Here is a 19547-nt window from a genome sequence, read left to right as displayed (position 1 = left end):
GAGGCCCCATGGAAATCGAAGTCAGCGCCGAAGCCAAGGACAAGCGCCTCAACCGCCTCGTCGCGATCACCGTAGTGGTGCTCTCGGTGTTCACCGGGCTGTGCGGGATCAAGGACGGCAACATCGTCCAGGCGATGCAAGCGGCGCAGGCGCAGTCGGTCGACCTGTGGAACGAATATCAGGCGACGCGGACCAAGCGCCACGTCGCCGAGGCGAGCCGCCAGCAGATCGCGCTGCTCGCCGCCGATCCCGGGAAGGCCGCGCCGCTGCTCGCCCAGCTCGACCGCGACATCGCGAAATACGACGCCGAAGCGCCGAAGCTCGCCGAACAGGCCAGGGCGGCGAGCGCGCAATATGACGCGCTCAACGTCCATGACGACCAGTTCGACGCGAGCGACGCGGCGATCGCCACCGCCATCTCGATCGCCGCGGTCGCCTCGCTCGCCGAGACGAGCTGGCTGCTGACGGTGGCGTGGCTGTTCGGCGGCTTCGGCCTGTTCATGGGCCTGTGCGGCTTCCTCGGCTGGGGCTTCCACCCCGCCGTGCTGAGCGGGCTGCTGGGGTGAGCAGCATGCACGACTTCGTTGCGTGGCTCGACCAATGGCAAACGCTGATCAGTGGTCTACTGGCCATCATCGCCGCGATCGTGGGAGCGATTTTGCTCCGCAAACAAATAGTGCAGGCTGATGCTCATGAGCACTCCCGTTTACGCCGGCGCTTAACTGCAATTCGAGCTACGCTACCGCTAACGTTAAGTGGTCTCGGTCAATTTGTCCGAGACATCATTTGTCAACTCGCTCAGGCAAGGAGGGCCTTGGTTCCGGGTCACATTGGAGCTCTCCGAACCGGATTCAACCCACCGCAATTGCCGAATCACTTGGTAGACGCTCTGAGAGAGATACTCGAAGCTACGGACGATAAATCGATAGTTGAGCTGATCAGCGAGATATGTTGCGAAATTCAAGTTTTAAATTCCCGAATAATGTCCCTGACCGATCAAGTTCAAATGTCCAATCTTTCCAATGTCGGCGAAACTGTAGATCAATATATCATACAAGCAGCACGCGTTCACGCTCTAATAGAGGCATTATTTGATTTTGCGCGTCGGAATGAGGAAAAAGGCCCTGATTGCGTCTCTTGGGATCGCGTTCAGAGTGTGTTTAATCTGCTGAATATTCATGGAAATGAGTTCGCCGGACTAAGGAGGACACTGGAAATAAGAATGAGCCGACTCCCGTCTGCGTGGACGATGCCTGATCAATGACCGACTCCGACCGCATCCTCGCCCCCGAGCGCCGCGCCGACGATGTCGACGCCGCGCTGCGCCCCAAGCGCCTCGACGAGTTCGTCGGGCAGAAGGGCGCGCGCGAGAACCTCCGGGTGTTCATCCAGGCCGCCAGGTCGCGCGGCGACGTGCTCGATCACGTCCTCTTCTTCGGCCCGCCGGGCCTCGGCAAGACCACGCTCGCCCAGATCGTCGCGCGCGAGATGGGCGTCGGCTTCCGCGCCACCTCGGGCCCCGTCATCGCCAAGTCGGGCGACCTCGCCGCGCTGCTCACCAACCTCGAGGACGGCGACGTCCTGTTCATCGACGAGATCCACCGCCTCGCGCCCCAGGTGGAAGAGGTGCTCTACCCCGCGATGGAGGACCGCGCGCTCGACCTGATCATCGGCGAGGGTCCCTCGGCGCGCTCGGTCCGCATCGACTTGCCGCGCTTCACGCTCGTCGGCGCGACCACGCGCCAGGGGCTGCTCACCACGCCGCTGCGCGACCGGTTCGGCATTCCGATCCGCCTCAATTTCTACACCGTCGACGAGCTCGAACAGGTCGTCACGCGTGCCGCGACGCTGCTCGACCTGCACATCGCGCCCGACGGCGCGCGCGAGATCGCCAAGCGCGCGCGCGGCACCCCGCGCATCGCCGGCCGGCTGCTGCGCCGGGTGCGCGACTTCGCCAACGTGCTCGGCGAAGCGACCGTCCACGCCCGGGTCGCAGACCAGGCGCTCAACCGGCTCGAGGTCGACGCGCTCGGGCTCGACTCGATGGACCGGCGCTACCTCATGATGATCGCCGACATCTATCGCGGCGGCCCGGTGGGCGTCGAGACGCTCGCCGCGGGGCTCAGCGAGCCGCGCGACACGATCGAGGAAGTGATCGAGCCCTATCTCATCCAGATCGGCATGATCGCCCGCACCGCGCGCGGCCGCTGCCTCAACGGCGCGGCCTGGAAGCACCTCGGCCTCGATCCGCCGGCGGGCCAGCAGGACGGGCTGTTCGACGGCTAGAGCTGAGGGATTTCTTCAGTCGTCATCCCGGCGAAAGCCGGGATCCAGGGCAGCAAGTCGTGTCGCCCGTGGGTCTGGGTCCCGGCTTTCGCCGGGGATGACGGCGTTGGGTCGATTCAATCGCATCCGGCTAGCCGAGCAGATACACCGCCACGCCCGCGACGCCGCCGAACACCAAAGTCAGGATCACGCTGAAGATCCCGACGATCAGCGATCCCGAGCGCCGTCGGCGGAAGGTCGATCGCGGGGCCGGCTTGCCGTAGAGGACCTCGAGCTGCCCTGTCATCCAGCCGGTGAACGCCGTCATCGCCAGCGTCACCAACGCGCCGGGGATCGTCTCGAAAGCGATCGCGATCGGCAGCAGCGCGATCAGCGGTGCCGCCATCGCCATGGCTGCCCACAGCTTGGCATTGTCGAGCTCGCGCTTGGCGACCGGCGAGACCTTGACCAAGTCGGGCGCATCCTCGGCCGAGACCGCAAGCCAGGCGAGGCTCGCTACCACCTGCCCCGCGATCACCACGCTGCCGAAGGCAAGCGACGGCGCGATCGGGACCTTGCTCCCGGCGCGGAACACCGCGAGGAACAAGGGCGCGAGATAGATCAGCCGCAGCACGATCTGGAACGCCAGCGCCGGATCGCGCGCGAGAAGCTTCCACTCCTTGGCGAACACCGCGCCGAACAGCGTGGGGTGGAAATGCCTGGCGACCTTGCTCGTCGCCCGCCGGGTGCGCCCGAGCTTCATCGTGCCCGCGCGATAGGCCGAGAGGAAGGCGGTCTGCATCGCCGTCACGGTCAGCACGAACAGCGCGACGCCGATGCCGAGCAGCAGCGCGGTCGCCAGCGGATCGCCGAACGCCGCCTTGCCCGGCAGCGCGCCGAGCCCGTGCGAGCCGAAGCCGCTCTCGAGCATCCGGTCGAACAGGATCTTGGCGCCCGAGCGCGTCGTGCGGTCGCCGTGCGACATCAGCTGCGAGGCGAGGAACACCGAGCCGCCCGCGAGCGCCGCGACGATCTGTCCCACCGTCCGCGCCGCGCGCGGGCCGGCGATCTTGGCGAGCAGCAGCGTGATGCCGAGCCCCAGGCACGCCGCGATCAGGGTCAGCGCGAGCAGCAGCGCGGGCACGCCGAAGAGCTGCGGATGCCCCAGCACCGCGATCGGCAGCACCAGCGGCAGCACCATCAGCGCGAAGGACAGCGCGATCGCCGCGGCGATGCCGATCAGCTTGGCCGCCATCACCGTGCGCGGCGCGATCGGCGCGGAGAAGAGCAGGTCGAGGTCGCCGGCTTCGAACAGGGTGCGCTGGCTCACCAGCAGCGCCTGGGTGGTCATGAAACTGAACAGCAGGATCGCGCCGACCAGCAGCCCGGTGTCGACCTCCGCCGATTCGGGGATGGCGACGTGCTGCACGGCGAAGGCGATCGCCACGCCCACCGCGATCCAGCCGAGCAGCAGGATCGGCCCGAGCACCGCCTGCCACGCGCGGATCTTGCGCCCCGCGACCGAGAGGCGCAGCTCGTGCAGCACCAGCCACACCAGGCTCTGCCTCGGCGCGAGGCGGATCAGCAGGCCGATCATTGCCCGCCGGTCAGCCGGATGAACGTGTCCTCGAGCGTCTCGTCGTTGGCGCCGCCCTCGGCGCGCAGCTCGTCGAGCGTGCCTTCGGCGAGCAGCTTGCCCCCGGCGATGATTCCGATCCGGTCGGCGATGCGCTCGGCGACGTCGAGGATGTGAGTGGTGACGATCACCGTCTTGCCTTCGTCCACCGCTGCGCGCAGCGCATCCTTGACGCTGCGCGCCATCGCCGCGTCGAGCCCGGTCAGCGGCTCGTCGAGGATCAGCAGCCGCGGATCGTGGATCAGCGCGCCGGCGAGGGCCGCCTTCTGCTTCATGCCGCGCGAGAAGCCCTCGCAGCGCGTGTCGCGCACGTCCCAGAGCTCGAGCCATTTGAGCAGCCGCTCGGCCTCGGGCGCCGCCTGGCTTGGCGCGATGCCCCACAGTCCCGCGACGAAGCCGAGATATTCGGACGGCGTCAGCTTGTCGTAGAGCATCGGATCGTCGGGCAGCCACGCCGTGATCGCCTTGGCCGCCCTCGGCCGCTTGCGCGCGTCGATCCCGAAGATCTCGATCCCGCCCTCGTCGGGCTCGGTCAGGCCCACGGCCATGCGCAAGGTGGTGGTCTTGCCCGCGCCGTTGGGGCCGAGCAGCGCATAGAGCTCTCCGGGCCGGATCTCGAGGTCGAGTCCCTCGATCACGGGCTTGTCGAAGCTTTTGCGCAGGTTCGTCAGGCGGAGCGCCGGGATCTCGGTCATCGCGCGCCAGCCTATCGCAACGCCGGTTCCCTTCAAGGGGGCAACGAGGCGTGCTTAACGCCTTCCAAGCTTTTCTGCGGCAGAAATCCTACGAGAAGGATCGATAAAACACACCGTGGAGACTCGCATGCATAAGCCGGTGATCGGCGTGCTCTGCTGCAACGAAGTCGCCGACCGGCCGATCCAGGCGGTCGCGAGCCGCTTCGTCGAGCCGCTCCACCGGCTGGCCGGCGCCACCGTGCTGCTCGTCCCCGCGCTGGTCGACGCGCTCGACGCGCCGGCGATCACCGCGCGGCTCGACGGGCTGCTGCTCACCGGCTCGCGCTCGAACGTCGCGCCGGCGCGCTACGGCCGCGACACCGCGCCCGACCGCCCCGACGAGCAGCGCGACGAAGTGGCGCTCGCGCTCGCCGGTCAGATGATCGAGCAGGGCAAGCCGGTATTCGGCATCTGTCGCGGGCTGCAGGAGCTCAACGTGCTGTTCGGCGGCACCCTCACCACCGACCTCGACGGCCCCGCGCACCATCGCCGGGAGGAAGCGCTCGACTTCGCCGAGCTGTTCGACCACGGCCACGACGTCGACCTCGCCGCGGGCGGACTGCTCGCGACGGCCACCGGCGAGCGCCGGATCAGCGTCAATTCGGTGCACCACCAGGGGATCGACCGGCTCGGCACCGGCCTGTCGATCGAAGCGGTGTCGAGCGGCGACGGGCTGGTCGAAGCCTTCGCCGCGCGCCCCTGCGGCGGCCAGGTGCTCGCGGTGCAATGGCATCCCGAATGGAATGCGGCCCAGTGCGACGCGAGCCGCGCCTATTTCCACCTGCTCCGCGACGCGCTCCACGAATCGGCGGGGCTCGAGATCCGGCTTACCGGCGGCACGCTGCATATGTGAGCGGTTGAAGCGGGATGAGATTGTATCGACCCACCACCGTCATCCCGGCGAAAGCCGGGACCCAGGTTACAGAGGACATCACTCGTGGCTCTGGGTCCCGGCTTTCGCCGGGATGACGGTTCATGGGTAAATCATCGGATCTCCCCGCTCCCTACTCCGCCAGCAGGAACAGCGCCTCCACCGGCATCCCCAGCGTGCGCGCGATCCGGAGCGCGACGATCGTCGAGGGCACGAACACGCCGTTCTCGATCGTATTGATCGTCTTGCGCGAGACGCCGACGCGCTCGGCAAGGTCGGCCTGGGTCCAGCCAAGGGCGTCGCGTTGCTCGCGCAGCCGGTTGGTCAGTTCCCCGTCACGCGGCATAGTCGCGCCATTCGAGCAGCCCGAAGCGCATCATCGCGCTGCCGATCCCGGCGCTGATCACGACGTTGAGCGCGAACCGCGGATTCACCTGCGTGAACAGCGTCGCGACGAACAGCACTGTCGCTGCGAGGATCGCGAACAGGAAGCCCAGCGCCAGTGCGCTCGCCCGGTTGGCACGCGTCGATTCGTCCTCGATCAACGCGCGGATCTCGAGTGGACGGATCCATCCGCCGGTCCACAGCGCCCCGAGCGGCACCACCACCAGCAACAGCCACACGCCCGCGTCGAGATAGTCGACCACGCCATCCAGCCGTTCGGGCAGGTGGCGCGTGAAGAACGCCCATTGCTGCAGGATCAGCAAGCCCGCGAGCACCGGCCACACCCTCGCGCGCTGCTTGCCGCGCCGTTCCGCTTCCTCGAGATCTTCCGAAACCATGTCATTGCCTCAGATGTAACCTACAGGTGACATGTAACCTATGGGTGACACTGCCGCAAGCCGATTCGCCCGTGCCCTCCCCGGGACGAATCGAGCCTTCGGGGGTTCCGCCATCGACTCGTCTCGGTTAGGTGCCCGGGCATGGACGTGCCCGCCGCCCTCGGCCGCTTCGAAGGCCTCGAGCATCATTTCGTCCTGCGTGTCTATTTCGAGGACACCGATCTTACCGGCGTGGTCTATCACGCCAATTATCTGCGGTTCATGGAGCGCGCCCGCTCCGATATGCTCGCCGCTGCCGGGATCGACCAGCGCGCGGTGTTCGAGGCCGGGGAAGGCGCCTATGCCATCCGCGACATCTCGATCCGCTACCACGCGCCGGCGCGTCTCGGCGACACGCTGACGGTGGTCAGCCGCCTCGTGCAACTTCGCCAGGCGGCGGTGACCATTCATCAGCGAGTCATGCAGGGCGCTACCATAGTGGCCGAAGCGAACGTCGAGGCGGCGTTCGTGGCGCCTTCCGGACGGCCCAGGCGCCAGCCTGCCGAATGGATGGCGATCTTCGCGCCGCTGGTCTGGAAGGGAAACTGACTGCGAATGCCGACGACCAATGATTTCTCGCCGCTCGGCCTGTTCCTCCACGCGCACATCGAAGTGCAGATCGTGATGGGCCTGCTCGCGCTCGCCAGCCTGTGGAGCTGGGCGATCATCTTCGGCTTTGGCGTCAAGATCGCCGGGGTGCGCAAGGCGATCGACCGGTTCGAGGCCGAATATCGCGAGGCCGACAGCATCGACGAGTTCCACCGCCGCGCCGCCGGCCGCGACCAGCCGATCGCGCGGATCTTCGCTGCGGGCGTCACCGAATGGCGCCGCTCGACCGCGGGCAAGACGATCGACCGCGAAGGCACGCGCGAGCGGCTCGGCATGGCGATGGGCACCACCATCGCGATGGAGATCGACAAGCTCTCCGATCGGCTGAACTTCCTCGCCACCGTCGCTGCCTCGGCGCCGTTCGTCGGGCTGTTCGGCACCGTGCTCGGCATCATGTACAGCTTCATCGGCATCGCGCAGGAGCAGAACGCCGGGCTCGCCGCGGTCGGCCCGGGCATCGCCGAAGCGCTGTTCGCCACCGCGATCGGCCTGTTCGCCGCGATCCCCGCGCTGATCGGCTACAATCGCTACAGCCACGCGATCAACCGCGTCGAGGCGCGGCTCAACCGCTTCGCCGACGGCTTCCACGCGACGCTGAGCCGCCGGCTCGAGAGCGAGAGCTGAGGAGGCCGGGCGATGGCGATGCACCTCCCCTCCGAACGCAGCCGCGGCCGCCGCGCGCCGATGGCCGAGATCAACGTCACCCCGCTGGTCGACGTGATGCTGGTGCTGCTGATCATCTTCATGGTCACCGCGCCCTTGCTCACCGCGGGCGTGCCGGTGAACCTGCCCGAGAGCCGCGCCAAGGCGCTCGAGCAGGAGCAGAAGCCCGTGTCGATCTCGATCGACCGCGAGGGCAAGGTGTTCGTCGACAATGCCCAGGTGCCCGCCGACCAGCTCTCGGCCAAGCTCGACGAAGTGGCGAAGCGCAAGGGCGCCGACGGCAAGCCGCCGCAGGTGCTGCTGCGCGCCGACCAGGGGCTCGATTACGGCAAGGTGATGCGGCTGATGGGCGAGCTCAACCGCGCCGGGCTCAACCGCCTCTCGCTGGTGAGCAACGCGAGCACCAAGCCTTGATGCGCCGGGCAGCGACGAGCGAGGCCTGCTGATGGACCGCGCCGACGGCGAGGGACTGGTCATCTCGATCCTGCTTCACGGCGGGCTGATCGCGGGCGTCTGGTGGCTGAGCCGGCAGGCCCCGCCCCCGCCGCCCAAGCCGATGAACGCGCCGATCGAAGTGTCGCTCGCCGACGACGTCGGGCTGGTCAGCGCCGCGCCCGAGGCGAGCACCGAGCCTCCGGCGACGCAGGTCGCGCCCGAGGCCGGCCCGGTCGAGCCCGACGCCGCCGAGCAGCCCGCCGACACGCCCGAGCCGCCGGTCAAGAAGCCCGACCAGCCCAAGCCCATGCCCGATCCGGTCGCGCCGCCGGCCAAGCCCAAGCCGCCGACCACCGCGTCGGGCGGCAAGCCCGGCACCCGCTCGGTGGCGCCCACCGGCCGGCTCGGCGATGACCTGATCAAGGGCCTCACCGACCAGCCCAGCCCCGGCAAGTCGACCAAGCCCCAGGCGACGATGACCGGCGAGGCGCGGCAGAACATCGGCTCGGCGATCGCGCGCCAGGTCCAGCCCTGCGTCGACCGCCAGGTCAGTCCGGGCCCGGGCTCGGAGCGGATCCGCGCGATCGTGACCCTGAACCTCAATCCGGACGGATCGCTTGCCGGGCCGGTGCGGATCGTCGACCATGACGGCGTCGACGACGACAATGAACGCTATATCCGCCGCGTCGACGATGCGGTGCGCGCGGTGTTCGCGGGCTGCTCGCCGCTTCGCAACTTGCCGCCCGAGCTGTACGATGTTCCCAATGGGTGGCGCAGCTTCACGCTGCGTCTCCGGATAAATCCGAGGTGATGGAGATGATGCGGACCCTGACGGCATTTGCGGCCGGCGCGCTGGCGCTGGCGTTCCCGGCGGCGGCCATCGCCCAGACCCCTGCGCCTGCGCCCCAGCAGACGCCCCCCGCGCAGCAGTCTGACCAGACCGCGCCCGGCCAGCAGGACGGCGGGCTGGTGGTCGACGTCGAGGGCGGCACCGCCGCGCCGCTGCCGATCATCATCCCGGCGATGCCGACCAACCAGGCGGTCGCCACGCCGGCGGGCTCGACCGACGAGCTCGGCCGCCGCCTCGCCGCGGTGATCGACGACGACCTGCGCAACACCGGGCTGTTCAAGACCGTCGGCCCCAATGCCGCGCGCCCGATCGGCTATGGCGAAGTCACCGCGCCCGATTACGATTCGTGGAACGCCTTCGCCTCGCAGGCGCTGGTCCAGGGCTATGTCCGCGCCAATGGCGACGGCTCGCTGTCGATCGGCTGCTATGTCTACGACACCGCGGCGCGCACCGAGCTGATCCGCCAGGGCTTCGTCGTCTCGCCCGCCGAATGGCGCCGCGCCGCGCACAAATGCGCCGACGCGATCTACACGCGCCTCACCGGCGAAGGTCCCTATTTCGACAGCCAGGTCGTCTATGTCTCGGAGACCGGCCCCAAGAACCGCCGCATCAAGCGGCTCGCGATCATGGACCAGGACGGCGCCAACCACCGCTTCCTGACCAACGGCCAGACGATCGTGCTCACGCCGCGGCTCAGCCCCGACCAGGGCCGCATCGTCTACATGAGCTACGAGAACCGCCGCCCGTCGATCTACGTCTATGATCTCCGCAGCCGCCAGCAGCACCTCGTCGCGTCGAACGTCAACCTCAACTTCGCGCCGCGCTGGTCGCCCGACGGCAAGTGGATCCTCTTCTCGATGTCCGTCGCGGGCAACATCGACCTCTATCGCACCAGCTCGGCCGGCGGCGGCACGCCCGACCGGCTGACCAACGCGCCGGGGATCGATACCGGCGGCAGCTATTCGCCCAACGGCAGCCAGATCGTCTTCGAGAGCGACCGAAGCGGCACCCAGCAGCTCTATGTCATGGGCGCCGACGGCTCCAACCAGCATCGCATCAGCTTCGGCGGCGGGCGCTATGCCACCCCCGCGTGGAGCCCGCGCGGCGACCTGATCGCTTTCACCCGCACCGGCGGCGGCGCGTTCCGGATCGGCGTGATGGGCCCCGGCGGCGGCAACGAGAAGCTGCTCACCAGCAGCTGGGGCGATGAGGGACCGAGCTGGGCGCCCAACGGCCGCGTGCTGATGTTCTTCCGTGCGGCGCAGGGCTCGGGCCGTCCCGACCTCTGGTCGGTCGACCTGACCGGCGTCAACGCACGCCGGATTCCGACCCCGCTCGACGGATCCGATCCCAGTTGGGGACCGATTCGCCCCTGAGGCGTTAACAATCGCGGATGACCCGCAATTACACCTGCGTTACGATCCACATGTTTAAGGAGGAGAACATCATGGCCAGAATCCTGACCAGCGCATTGCTTGGGGTTGCGCTGATCGCGACGGCGGGCTGCACCAAGAAGGTGCCTCCGACGGTCATCGCGCCCGGCGATAACCCGATCGCAGACACCGGCAACGGCGGCAGCGGCGATGCCGATGCCGGCCCGCTCGACGCGCAGTTCCGGCGCGAAGTGGTCAGCAACATGGTCCACTTCGCGTTCGACCAGTTCGACATCGACGATGAGGCGGCGCGCATCCTCGACAGCCAGGCCGCCTGGCTCGCTCGCCATCCCGAGGCGCGCGTGACGATCGAGGGGCATTGCGACGAGCGCGGCACGCGCGAGTACAACCTCGCGCTCGGCGACCGCCGCGCCAATGCCGCGAAGAACTATCTCGCCGCAAAGGGTATCTCGCCCGCGCGGATCACGACGATCAGCTACGGCAAGGAACGCCCGATCGCGCTCGGCTCGGACGACCAGAGCTGGGCGATGAACCGCCGCGCGGTGACGATCGTCATCAACTGACGCGTCACGCCGCTGGATACGAAAGGCTGCCGGGGCGACTCGGCGGCCTTTTTCGTTCGACCAAACCCGCAGTCCCAGCCACCGTCATCCCGGCGAAAGTCGGGATGACGGCCACGCGCAAGCATTCGGTGCCTCTTGGCGGAACAATAATGGTGTATTACATACATCACACACTTGGATGCAAGGCCCATCCCCGCTAGATGGGGCGGGCAGTGGTTTGGAGGACCGAATGGCGACGCAACCCGAAGTGGCCGAACAGGAGCTGGTGCTGACTCCGCCCGATCCCGTGCCGGCGGTCGCGCCCGAGAAGGCAGCGGGGCTGGTGCCGGTCGAGGATGCGAAGAAGACCGAGCTCGAGAAGCGCGTCACCCAGTTCATCGACGATCTCGTCGCGCAGGACGTCAACTCGCCCGAGTTCGGCAAGCGCGTCGATGCGATCACCTCGATGGGCCAGAAGGAAATCCGCGACGCCGCCGGCCAGTCGAACCGCTTCCTCGACCGCCCGGTGCGCGCGGTCTCGAGCGAGAGCGGCGTCGGCGCCGACCTGCTCGCGCTGCGCAAGACCGTCGAGGACCTCGACCCCTCGAAGAACGGCGCGCTGATCACCGGCAAGAGCGGCTTCCTCAGCAAGATCTTCGGCGGCGGGCTGACGCAATATTTCCGCAAGTACCAATCGTCGCAGACGCACATCAACGGCATCCTCAAGAGCCTGTCGAACGGCAAGGACGAGCTCTTGATGGACAATGCCGCGATCGACACCGAGCGTGCCAATTTGTGGAACTCGATGGGCCGGCTCGAGCAGATGATCTATCTCTCGAAGGAAATGGACAGCCGCCTCGAGGACAAGGCGAACGAGCTCGACGCGACCGATCCGGCCAAGGCCAAGGCGATCCGCGAGACCGCGCTCTTCTACACCCGCCAGCGCACGCAGGACCTGCTCACCCAGATGGCGGTGACGGTGCAGGGCTATCTCGCGCTCGACCTCGTCAAGAAGAACAATGTCGAGCTGGTGAAAGGCGTCGATCGCGCCTCGACCACCACCGTCGCGGCGCTGCGCACGGCGGTGACGGTCGCGCAGGCGCTGACCAACCAGAAGCTGGTGCTCGACCAGATCACCGCGCTCAACACCACGACCGCCAACATCATCGATTCGACCGGCAAGCTGCTCAAGAGCCAGACCGCGGCGATCCACGAGCAGGCAGCGAGCGCGACGATCCCCGTCGAGACGCTCCAGCGCGCCTTCCAGAACATCTACGACACGATGGACGCGATCGACGTGTTCAAGCTGAAGGCGCTCGATTCGATGAAGACGACGGTCAACACGCTGTCGAACGAAGTCGAGAAGTCGAAGGGCTATATCGCGCGGGCCGAGGGCGCGGCGCAGGCGCAGCTCTCGGGCCCCGGCTCGAGCAATTTCCAGCTGGAGGCCGTGTAACCGCGTCATGCCTACCGATGTCGATCGCGCGCTGGCCCGCGCGCAGGAAAATCTCGAACGCGCCCGCGCACGGACCGATCAGGGCGTGTCGAAGCGGCTGCGGCGCCACCGCGAGGCGGAGATCGTCGCGCGGCTCGGGCGGATTGCGCTCGCCGACATCGCGATCGTCGTCGGCGCGATCGTCGTCGGGCTGATGCTGCCGGCGGGGATCGGCTTCATGGGCGCGATGGCGATGGTCGGGCTGCTCGTCGCCGCGACCTTGTTCTTCGCAGTGATGCCGGTCACCGCGGTGCCGCGCGCCGAGGCGCTGGGGCAGGTGCCGCTGAAGGCGCTCCCGGCGTCGACCGAGCGCTGGCTCGAGGCGCAGCGCCCCGCGCTCCCCGCGCCGACGCGCAGCCTGCTCGATTCGATCGGCACCCGGCTCGAGACGCTCGCACCCCAGCTCGGCCTGCTCGACGAGAAGACCCCCGCCGCGCTCGAGATCCGCAAGCTCGTCGGCGAGCAGCTGCCCGAGCTGGTCAAGGGCTACCAGCGCGTCCCCGAGCCGCTGCGGGGCGTGCCGCGCAACGGCGTGACCCCCGACCAGCAGCTCGCCCAGGGCCTCCAGGTGATCGACGAGGAGATCGCCGAGATGACCGAGCAGCTCGCGCAGGGCGACCTCGACAGCCTGGCGACGCGCGGGCGCTACCTGCAGATCCGCTATGCCGAGGAGGGCGGGCCGGCCTGACCACTCAGGTCGGCCGGCAAGCCAGCGCGAATTGGAATCACCCACTGTCACCCCGGCCTTCTGCCGGGGTCCACCGGGAGGTGAGGGCTGGACAAGAAGCTTGCGTTCGGTCTGTGAGGCTGCGTGGGCCCCGGCACCAGGCCGGGGTGACGGGACAACATTAGGGTTGGGGCCTAACGCCTCCAGAAGCGCAGCAGCGGGGTGCGGGCGGGTTCCTCGGCGGCTTCGTCGATGCGGTCGGCGAGGTCGGTGAGGTTGGCGTGGAGCTGCTCGAGCGCGAAGATCACGCCGAACAGCCGGCCGACCGCGGCGAAGTCGAGCTCCTGGGTGAGCTTCGCGCCGCGCAGCGCTTCCACCGCGGCGGGGAAGCGGGCGTAGCGCTCGGCGATGTCCTCGCGCGCGACGTCGGCGCCGGCGGCGAGCGCGGTGCCGCAGCGCCCGACATAATCGGCTTCGTCGCGGAGCAGCTGCGCGGCGGCGGGCGCGAGGATCGCGGCGACCGCGGGCGTGAAGGCGCCCTCGAGCCCGCGCGTGACTTGCGCGAGGTCGTTGCGGATCCGCCAGAGCGTGCGCGGCACCGCGGTCGGGATGCCATGGTCGGCGAGGCGCGAGCTCTTCTCGCGCTCGGCATCGGCCATCGCCGCCTCGGTCGCCGCCAGCGCCTTGCGGAGCGCGGCATGCTCGCCCGGGATCGCCGGCTCGGCGCCGGTCTCGAACCCCACCGCGAGCGTGCGCATCACTGCGGCGCAGCCGTCGAGCACCTTCTCGGCACGCGCCACCACCAGCTCGCGCGAGCGCGCGGGGAAAACGATCATGCTGGTCAGCACCCCGATCACCCCGCCCAGCGCGATCTCGGCGATGCGGTCGAGCACGAAGCGCTCGGGAGCGATCCCCGGCGTGTGCGAGAGCAGCACGATCGCCGCGGTCACCGGCGCCACCCGCAACTGCGGGCGGATCGCCGCGGCGAAGGTGGTGAGCACGGTGATCAGGCCCAGGCCGAACGTCATCCCCGCCAGCGTGTGCGGCAGCAGCACCAGCGCCAGCCCGCCCAGCAGCCCGCCCGCGATCGTCCCGATCAGCCGGTCGATCGCTGCGCCCAGCGTCCCGCCGATCGAGCCCTGGAGCACGATCACCACGGTGAAGACTGCCCAATAGCCCTGTTCGAAGCCGATCAACCGATAGGCGATGTAGGCGGCCACCGCGCCGACCGTGGTGCGTGCCGCCTGCTTGAGCTCGGCCTGGCGCCGTGCCAGCAACCCGGCAGGCGCTTCGGCGGTCATTCGCGCCCCACGCCGGCCCTGGCCCGCTCGGCGAGCCGCTCGACCGCCTGGGCGTGGATGCCGGGCACCGAGGCGAGCACGCCGTAAGCCTGGGCGCTCGGCGTGTTGAAGTGGAGCGCATCGCCGAACGCGTCGCTAAGGCTCGCGCCCGCCTCGCGCGCGATCAGCACCGCGGCGGCGATGTCCCATTCGAAGCCCCAGCGCAGCGTCGCGACGAGGTCGGCCTCGGCGTTCGCGACCATCGCGATGCGCAGCGCGATCGAATTGGGCTTGTCGACCATCACCAGGTCCTGGTCGACCTTCGGCAGGCTGTCCGCCGGCACGCGCGACCCCGCGAGCAGCTCGCGCGAGCCGGTGCGGATCGCTTTGCCGTTGCGCCATGCGCCCTTGCCGGCTTCGGCGCACCAGACTTCGCGGCGCGCGGGCGCGTCGAGCACGCCGATCACCGGTTGCCCGCGCTCGACCAGCGCGATCGACACCGCCCAGCCCGGGCGCCCGCGCAGATAGTCGCGCGTCCCGTCGATCGGGTCGACCACCCAGATGCGCTCGGCCTTCAGCCGTTCGGGGTTGTCGACGCTCTCCTCGGAGAGCCAGCCCGCATCGGGGAGCAGCGCGGTCAGCCGCTCGCGCAGCATCGCGTCGAGCGCGAGGTCGATCTCGCACACCGGGTTGCCCGGCGCCTTTTCCCAGCGCTTGAAGTCGGTCTGCCAGCGCTCGATCGCCAGCTTGCCCGCCTCGGCGGCGATCGCGGCGACCGAGGCGGCGAGCGTGTCAGTCACCGGCGACCATCATCCCGTCGATGCGGAGCGTCGGCGCGTTGATCCCGTAGCGGAACTCGAGGTCGTTGGCGGGGGTGAGCGCGCGGAACATGTCCTTGAGGTTGCTCGCGATCGTCACTTCGGAGACGGGGCGGGTGAGCTCGCCCTTCTCGATCAGATAGCCCGCGGCACCGCGGCTGTAGTCGCCGGTCACGCCGTTGACGCCCTGGCCGATCAGCTCGGTGACGTAGAGGCCATGGTCGATCGCGCCGATCAGCGCGGCGAAGCTCTCGTTGCCTGCTTCCATGTAGAGGTTCGACGGCCCAGCGCCCGGCGCGCCGCCGACGCCGCGGACGGCATGGCCGGTGGGCTCGAGCCTCAATTGCCGTGCCGAGGCGCTCTCGAGCAGCCAGCTGGTGAGCACGCCGTCGTCGATCAGGCGGAGCTCGGACACCGGCAGCCCCTCGCCGTCGAACGGCCGCGACCGCAAGCCGCGGGGGCGCAGCGGATCGTCGACGATGGTGATGCCCTTGGCGAAGATCTCCTTGCCGAGCGCGTCGAGCAGGAAGCTGGTCTTGCGCGCGATCGAAGCGCCGGCGATCGCGCCGACGAGATGGCCGAGGATGCCCCCCGCCACGCGCCGATCGAACACCACGGGCATCGTGCCGCTCGCGATCTTGGCGGGGCCGAGCCGCGCGACGGCGCGCTCGCCGGCCTGGCGGCCGATCGCCTCGGCCGATTCGAGCGCGGCAGCGTGACGCGCCGAATGCCAGGCATGGTCGCGCTCCTTGCCCTCGCCTTCGCCGGCGAGGACGCTGGCGCTGACCATGTGGCTGGAGACGGCATAGGCGCCGGCGAAGCCGTGGCTGGTCGCGATCGCGGTGACGCTGCGCGCCGCACTCGCGCCGCCACCTTCGCTGTTGGTCACGCCGGGCACGGCGCGCGCGGCATCCTCGGCGGCCAGCGCGCGGTCGCGCAGCGCCTGGGGCGTCGCTTCGCCGCCGTCGTCGAGGTCGAGCTGGGGGATTGCGCCGTGGAGCAGCCGCGCCTCGGGGGCGAGCCCGGCCCAGGGGTCCTCGGGCGCCTCGCGCGCCATCGCCAGCGCGCGCTCGGCGAGCACGTCGAGCGACTCGGACGAGAGGTCCGACGTCGACACGCTGGCCGAGCGTTTCCCTGAGAACACGCGCAGGCCGAGCTCGGCGCTTTCGGAGCGTTCGACATCCTCCAGCGCCGCCATCCGCACCGAGACGGAAAGCGACTGGTCGGCGATCAGCACGGCATCGGCGGCATCGGCGCCGGCAGTGCGTGCCCGCGCGACGATATCCTCGACGCGTTCGCGGGCCTGTTCGACAGTCAGCATCGGCGGCACTTAGGGTGTGTGTTCGCGCTCGGCAACGCCCGTGATCGCCTGGAGAGCGCCGCTGGCTAGGAGCGGCGCGCAGCGCGGGCCCGTCGGTTCCCGTGCAAGCGTCGCGACGACGTCCAGCGGCGCTCTCCAGGCGACCGCGAAGCGGCGGGCTAAATTCGGCGCATGGCGTCGTTGCTCGTCGGGTCCGATGCGTTCAACATCGCCCCCTCCTCGCGCCTAGCCCTGCGCCGAATTTCGCTCCGTCACGGGCATTGCCGAGCGTGAACACACACCCTCGGCGTGCGCGTGCCGAAGGTCAAAGAGTCTGGCCCACCACGAAGCAAGCCGCGAAGACGAGCAGCCCCGCGAACCGGTTCGAACGGAAGCGTGCGAGGGCATTGGGGCCGTCGGCGGGGACGAGCGTGAACACCTGCCAGCCGAGGTGGATCGCCGCCGGGGCCAGCGCGAGGATCGCCAGCGGATCAGGGCGGAGCTGCCAGAAGGCCGCACCCCAGAGCGCCAGCGCGAGCAGGTAGAAGAGCGCGACGCCCGGCCGCACCCGGCTCCCCAGCCGGCGCGCCGAGGAGCGCACGCCGACCAGTGCATCGTCCTCGACGTCCTGCAGCGCGTAGATGGTGTCATAGCCGATCACCCAGAAAATGCAGCCGGCGTAGAGCGTCAGCCCCGGCGCCCGGGCCGCGTCGGGCGCGCTCGCCCAGCCGACCAGCGCCGCCCAGGAGAAGACGAGGCCGAGCCACGCCTGCGGCCACCAGGTGATCCGCTTCATGAAGGGATAGGCGGCGACCAGCGCGAGGCTCGCGAGCGCGACGACTACCGCGAGCGGGCGAAGCTGGACGAGCACGACGAACCCGACGAGGCACAAGGCGAGCAGCCAGGCCCAGGCGGCCTTGAGCGACACCGCGCCGCTCGCCACCGGCCGCGCGCGGGTTCGGGCGACCTGGCGGTCGAGGTCGCGGTCGACGATGTCGTTGTAGACGCAGCCGGCGCCGCGCATCGCGATGCTGCCGAGCAGGAACCACCCGATCAGGTCCCAGCGCTCGATGGCCCGGCCCGAGAGCGCGACGGCCCAGGCGCCGGGCCAGAACAACAGCCACCAGCCGATCGGCCGGTCGAAGCGCGCGAGCAGCGCATAGGGGCGCCAAGCGCTCGGCAACAGCCCGACCAGCCCGCGGTGCTCGCTGTCGGGGACAATCTCGGGGGCAGCGCTCATCGCATCGCTCTAGAGCGTCGGGCGCCCCGCGTTCAACTGTCGCTCAGCCGCAACCTGCCATGTTTATGCCTTCGAAAGTGCATGCTGAGCGGTCAGACGGCGCGCGAAGGAAGACTGAACGATGATGATTCGAATCGCGACCCTGATCGCCGGTGCCTTGCTGTCGGGCGGTGCCGCCGCTCCGTCCGACGGGCTGGAGGGCGAGTGGCGCAATACCAAGGACACGGTGCACCTCAAGGTCGAGCCCTGCGGCGCGGCATTGTGCGGCACGGTGACCTGGGCTGCGCCGAAGCAGCGCGAGGACGCGAAGAAGGGCACCGGCAAGGACCTCGTCGGCAGCCGGCTGCTCACCGGGCTCAAGCGCGGCGGCGACGGCGACTGGCGCGGCAAGGTGTTCGTGCCCGACATCAACACCAATGCCTCGGCGACGGTGAAGCAGCTGAGTCAGGTCCAAATCCTCATCACCGGCTGCACGATGCTGGGGCTGGTCTGCAAGTCGCAGCATTGGCACCGGATCAGTTGACGTCGCGGTCGCCGATCTTGCCGGCGGCCCAGGCATAGTCCAGCGCGGCGCGCTGGGCGGCGGGGTCCTTGAACGCGACTTCCGGATCGGGCGCGCGGCCCAGGGCGTGGAGCAGCGCCCAGAGCGCGAACCGCCGGCCGGGCTCGGTCTCGACCGCGAAGCCCGTGACGAGCCGCTCGATCCCGTCCTCGATCGCCGCTTCGTCGAGCGTGTCGAGGTCGCGCGTGCCGAAATAATGGTGGAGCAGGTCGTCGAGGTCCATTCGCGGTGCTTAGGGCACCCCACTTCAGCCGTCATCCCGGCGAAAGCCGGGACCCAGGGCCACGAGCGACGTTGCCCGCTGCCCTGGCCCCCGGCTTTCGCCGGGGTGACGGGTTGGGATCAGGCCGCGCCCTTCGCCACCAGGCTCTCGCCGCACTCGGCGATGCTGTCCTCCACCGGCCGCGGCGCCCAGCCGAGCACGCGCTTCGCCTTGGCCGACGACCAGCTGTTCCGCCGCCCGAGCCCTGGCACGACATAGCGCAGCGCCGGGTCGAACAGCGCCATCAGCCGCGGCACGAAGTCGGGGAGCCTGCGCGTCGGCACCTTGGCCGCGCGCTCACCCAGCCGCGCGCGCAGGATCGCCGCGATCTCGGCGAACCATTTGAACTCGGTCGCGGCGATGAAGCGCTCGCCCGGAGCCTCAGGCGCGGTCATCGCGCGCAGGTGCAGGTCCGCCACGTCGCGCACATCCACCAGGGTGAAGCCGATCCGCGGCGTCCCCGGGATCTTGCCGCCGACCAGCCGCGAGATCACCTGCACCGATCCCAGCCCCTCGGGCGAAAGCACCGGCCCGATCACCACGCTGGGCAGCACCGTGACCAATTCCATGCCCTTGTCCTCGGCCGCGACGAAGTCCCAGGCGGCGCGCTCGGCGATCGTCTTCGACTGGCGATAGGCGTCGAGGCCCCGAGTCGAGAGGTCGGTCCATTGCGTCTCGTCGCGGACCTCGTCGGTGCCCATGCCGCCGACCGCCGCGACCGAGGAGGTCAGCACCACGCGCTTCACCCCCGCAGCGGCAGCGGCGCGCAGCACGTTTAGCGCGCCTTCGCGCGCGGGAACGATCAGCTCATCGGGATGCCTGACCGCGCCGGTACCGAGCGGCGAGGCGACGTGGAGCACGTAATCGCACCCCGCCACCGCCGCGTCCCAGCCCTCGGGGCTGGTCAGCTCCGCGGCGAAGAAGGTCAGCCGATCGCCCGGATCGACCTCGGCCGCGATCGCCGCGCGCACCGCCGGCGCCTTGGCGAGGTTGCGCACCGTCGTGCGCACCCCATAGCCGCGCCGCAGCAGCTCGACGATGCACCAGCCCGCGATGAATCCGCTGCCCCCGGTGACCAGGACCGTTTCCGCCATCGCCCCCTC

At 69.3% G+C, this 19547-nt stretch carries 23 protein-coding genes; 13 read left to right on the top strand and 10 right to left on the bottom strand.

Features of this window, described 5'->3' with window-relative positions; genetic code table 11:
• The first annotated feature begins 8 nt into the window (after window positions 1–8).
• Genes J7495_RS09340 through ruvB form a run of 3 tightly spaced genes read left to right on the top strand, consistent with a single transcriptional unit; the run spans window position 9 to window position 2286 of the window.
• Window positions 9–566, top strand: coding sequence for a DUF4337 domain-containing protein (locus J7495_RS09340; protein WP_294056210.1), 558 nt, complete (start codon window positions 9–11; stop codon window positions 564–566).
• Between the two features lie 5 nt (window positions 567–571).
• A complete protein-coding gene (locus J7495_RS09335; protein WP_294056209.1) occupies window positions 572–1264 on the top strand; it encodes a hypothetical protein in 693 nt (230 codons plus the stop codon).
• Window positions 1261–2286, top strand: coding sequence for a Holliday junction branch migration DNA helicase RuvB (gene ruvB / locus J7495_RS09330; protein ID WP_294056208.1), 1026 nt, complete (start codon window positions 1261–1263; stop codon window positions 2284–2286). The genes J7495_RS09335 and ruvB overlap by 4 nt, the downstream gene beginning before the upstream one ends.
• 130 nt (window positions 2287–2416) lie before the next feature.
• On the opposite strand, the gene J7495_RS09325 is transcribed toward ruvB, so the two are convergent.
• Together J7495_RS09325 and J7495_RS09320 are read right to left on the bottom strand one after the other, a co-directional pair.
• Window positions 2417–3862, bottom strand: coding sequence for a hypothetical protein (locus J7495_RS09325; protein WP_294056207.1), 1446 nt, complete (start codon window positions 3860–3862; stop codon window positions 2417–2419).
• A complete protein-coding gene (locus tag J7495_RS09320) occupies window positions 3859–4596 on the bottom strand; it encodes an ABC transporter ATP-binding protein (protein WP_294056206.1) in 738 nt (245 codons plus the stop codon). The genes J7495_RS09325 and J7495_RS09320 overlap by 4 nt, the downstream gene beginning before the upstream one ends.
• Window positions 4597–4723: 127 nt before the next feature.
• Here J7495_RS09320 and J7495_RS09315 point away from each other — a divergent pair, with 127 nt between their 5' ends.
• Window positions 4724–5488: a gamma-glutamyl-gamma-aminobutyrate hydrolase family protein gene (locus J7495_RS09315; RefSeq protein WP_294056205.1), complete on the top strand. Its 765-nt coding sequence runs from the start codon at window positions 4724–4726 to the stop codon at window positions 5486–5488.
• Window positions 5489–5639: 151 nt separating this feature from the next.
• Here the strand turns inward: J7495_RS09315 and J7495_RS09310 are convergent, their stop codons facing one another.
• Together J7495_RS09310 and J7495_RS09305 are read right to left on the bottom strand one after the other, a co-directional pair.
• On the bottom strand, window positions 5640–5852 hold the full coding sequence (locus J7495_RS09310) for a helix-turn-helix transcriptional regulator (protein WP_294056204.1): 213 nt from the start codon (window positions 5850–5852) through the stop codon (window positions 5640–5642).
• On the bottom strand, window positions 5842–6288 hold the full coding sequence (locus J7495_RS09305) for a hypothetical protein (RefSeq protein ID WP_294056203.1): 447 nt from the start codon (window positions 6286–6288) through the stop codon (window positions 5842–5844). Before J7495_RS09305 ends, J7495_RS09310 begins: the two co-directional genes overlap by 11 nt.
• A gap of 141 nt (window positions 6289–6429) precedes the next feature.
• Here J7495_RS09305 and J7495_RS09300 point away from each other — a divergent pair, with 141 nt between their 5' ends.
• The 8 genes from J7495_RS09300 (at window position 6430) to J7495_RS09265 (ending at window position 13003) form a co-directional block, all read left to right on the top strand.
• Complete coding sequence (locus J7495_RS09300) at window positions 6430–6876, top strand: YbgC/FadM family acyl-CoA thioesterase (protein ID WP_294056202.1); 447 nt, start codon at window positions 6430–6432, stop codon at window positions 6874–6876.
• A 6-nt stretch (window positions 6877–6882) separates the two neighbouring features.
• Window positions 6883–7560: a protein TolQ gene (gene tolQ / locus J7495_RS09295; protein ID WP_294056201.1), complete on the top strand. Its 678-nt coding sequence runs from the start codon at window positions 6883–6885 to the stop codon at window positions 7558–7560.
• 12 nt (window positions 7561–7572) lie between these two features.
• Window positions 7573–8013, top strand: coding sequence for a protein TolR (gene tolR, locus J7495_RS09290; RefSeq protein WP_294056200.1), 441 nt, complete (start codon window positions 7573–7575; stop codon window positions 8011–8013).
• 31 nt (window positions 8014–8044) lie between these two features.
• Window positions 8045–8845: a cell envelope biogenesis protein TolA gene (locus tag J7495_RS09285; protein ID WP_294056199.1), complete on the top strand. Its 801-nt coding sequence runs from the start codon at window positions 8045–8047 to the stop codon at window positions 8843–8845.
• 5 nt (window positions 8846–8850) lie between these two features.
• Window positions 8851–10260 carry a Tol-Pal system beta propeller repeat protein TolB gene (gene tolB / locus J7495_RS09280; protein ID WP_294056198.1) on the top strand — a complete coding sequence of 470 codons (1410 nt, stop codon included), beginning with the start codon at window positions 8851–8853 and terminating at the stop codon, window positions 10258–10260.
• 71 nt (window positions 10261–10331) lie between these two features.
• Window positions 10332–10841, top strand: a complete 510-nt coding sequence (gene pal / locus J7495_RS09275) for a peptidoglycan-associated lipoprotein Pal (RefSeq protein ID WP_294056197.1) — start codon at window positions 10332–10334, stop codon at window positions 10839–10841.
• 229 nt (window positions 10842–11070) lie between these two features.
• Complete coding sequence (locus tag J7495_RS09270; protein ID WP_294056196.1) at window positions 11071–12276, top strand: toxic anion resistance protein; 1206 nt, start codon at window positions 11071–11073, stop codon at window positions 12274–12276.
• Window positions 12277–12283: 7 nt separating this feature from the next.
• Complete coding sequence (locus J7495_RS09265) at window positions 12284–13003, top strand: hypothetical protein (protein WP_294056195.1); 720 nt, start codon at window positions 12284–12286, stop codon at window positions 13001–13003.
• A gap of 173 nt (window positions 13004–13176) precedes the next feature.
• Here the strand turns inward: J7495_RS09265 and J7495_RS09260 are convergent, their stop codons facing one another.
• From J7495_RS09260 to ubiA, 4 genes are all read right to left on the bottom strand, one after another.
• Window positions 13177–14283: an FUSC family protein gene (locus J7495_RS09260; protein WP_294056194.1), complete on the bottom strand. Its 1107-nt coding sequence runs from the start codon at window positions 14281–14283 to the stop codon at window positions 13177–13179.
• Window positions 14280–15062 carry a 3'(2'),5'-bisphosphate nucleotidase CysQ gene (locus J7495_RS09255; RefSeq protein ID WP_294056193.1) on the bottom strand — a complete coding sequence of 261 codons (783 nt, stop codon included), beginning with the start codon at window positions 15060–15062 and terminating at the stop codon, window positions 14280–14282. Before J7495_RS09255 ends, J7495_RS09260 begins: the two co-directional genes overlap by 4 nt.
• Window positions 15055–16401 (bottom strand): metallopeptidase TldD-related protein, encoded by a 1347-nt coding sequence (locus tag J7495_RS09250; protein WP_294056192.1) that lies wholly within the window; start codon window positions 16399–16401, stop codon window positions 15055–15057. The genes J7495_RS09255 and J7495_RS09250 overlap by 8 nt, the downstream gene beginning before the upstream one ends.
• A 304-nt stretch (window positions 16402–16705) precedes the next feature.
• The gene (ubiA, locus tag J7495_RS09245; protein WP_294056191.1) at window positions 16706–17620 is read right to left on the bottom strand and encodes a 4-hydroxybenzoate octaprenyltransferase; all 915 of its coding nucleotides are present in this window, start codon (window positions 17618–17620) and stop codon (window positions 16706–16708) included.
• 121 nt (window positions 17621–17741) lie between these two features.
• Here ubiA and J7495_RS09240 point away from each other — a divergent pair, with 121 nt between their 5' ends.
• Window positions 17742–18143 (top strand): DUF2147 domain-containing protein, encoded by a 402-nt coding sequence (locus J7495_RS09240; RefSeq protein WP_294056190.1) that lies wholly within the window; start codon window positions 17742–17744, stop codon window positions 18141–18143.
• On the opposite strand, the gene J7495_RS09235 is transcribed toward J7495_RS09240, so the two are convergent.
• Both J7495_RS09235 and J7495_RS09230 read right to left on the bottom strand, forming a co-directional pair.
• On the bottom strand, window positions 18136–18405 hold the full coding sequence (locus tag J7495_RS09235) for a hypothetical protein (RefSeq protein ID WP_294056189.1): 270 nt from the start codon (window positions 18403–18405) through the stop codon (window positions 18136–18138). The two genes, J7495_RS09240 and J7495_RS09235, sit on opposite strands and share 8 nt — an antisense overlap.
• 119 nt (window positions 18406–18524) lie before the next feature.
• A complete protein-coding gene (locus tag J7495_RS09230; protein ID WP_294056188.1) occupies window positions 18525–19538 on the bottom strand; it encodes an aldehyde reductase in 1014 nt (337 codons plus the stop codon).
• Window positions 19539–19547 lie beyond the last annotated feature (9 nt).

The sequence above is a fragment of the Sphingomonas sp. genome (assembly GCF_017745215.1).
Taxonomy (GTDB): Bacteria; Pseudomonadota; Alphaproteobacteria; order Sphingomonadales; family Sphingomonadaceae; genus Sphingomonas.
This window is presented reverse-complemented; position numbering and strand designations above follow the sequence as displayed.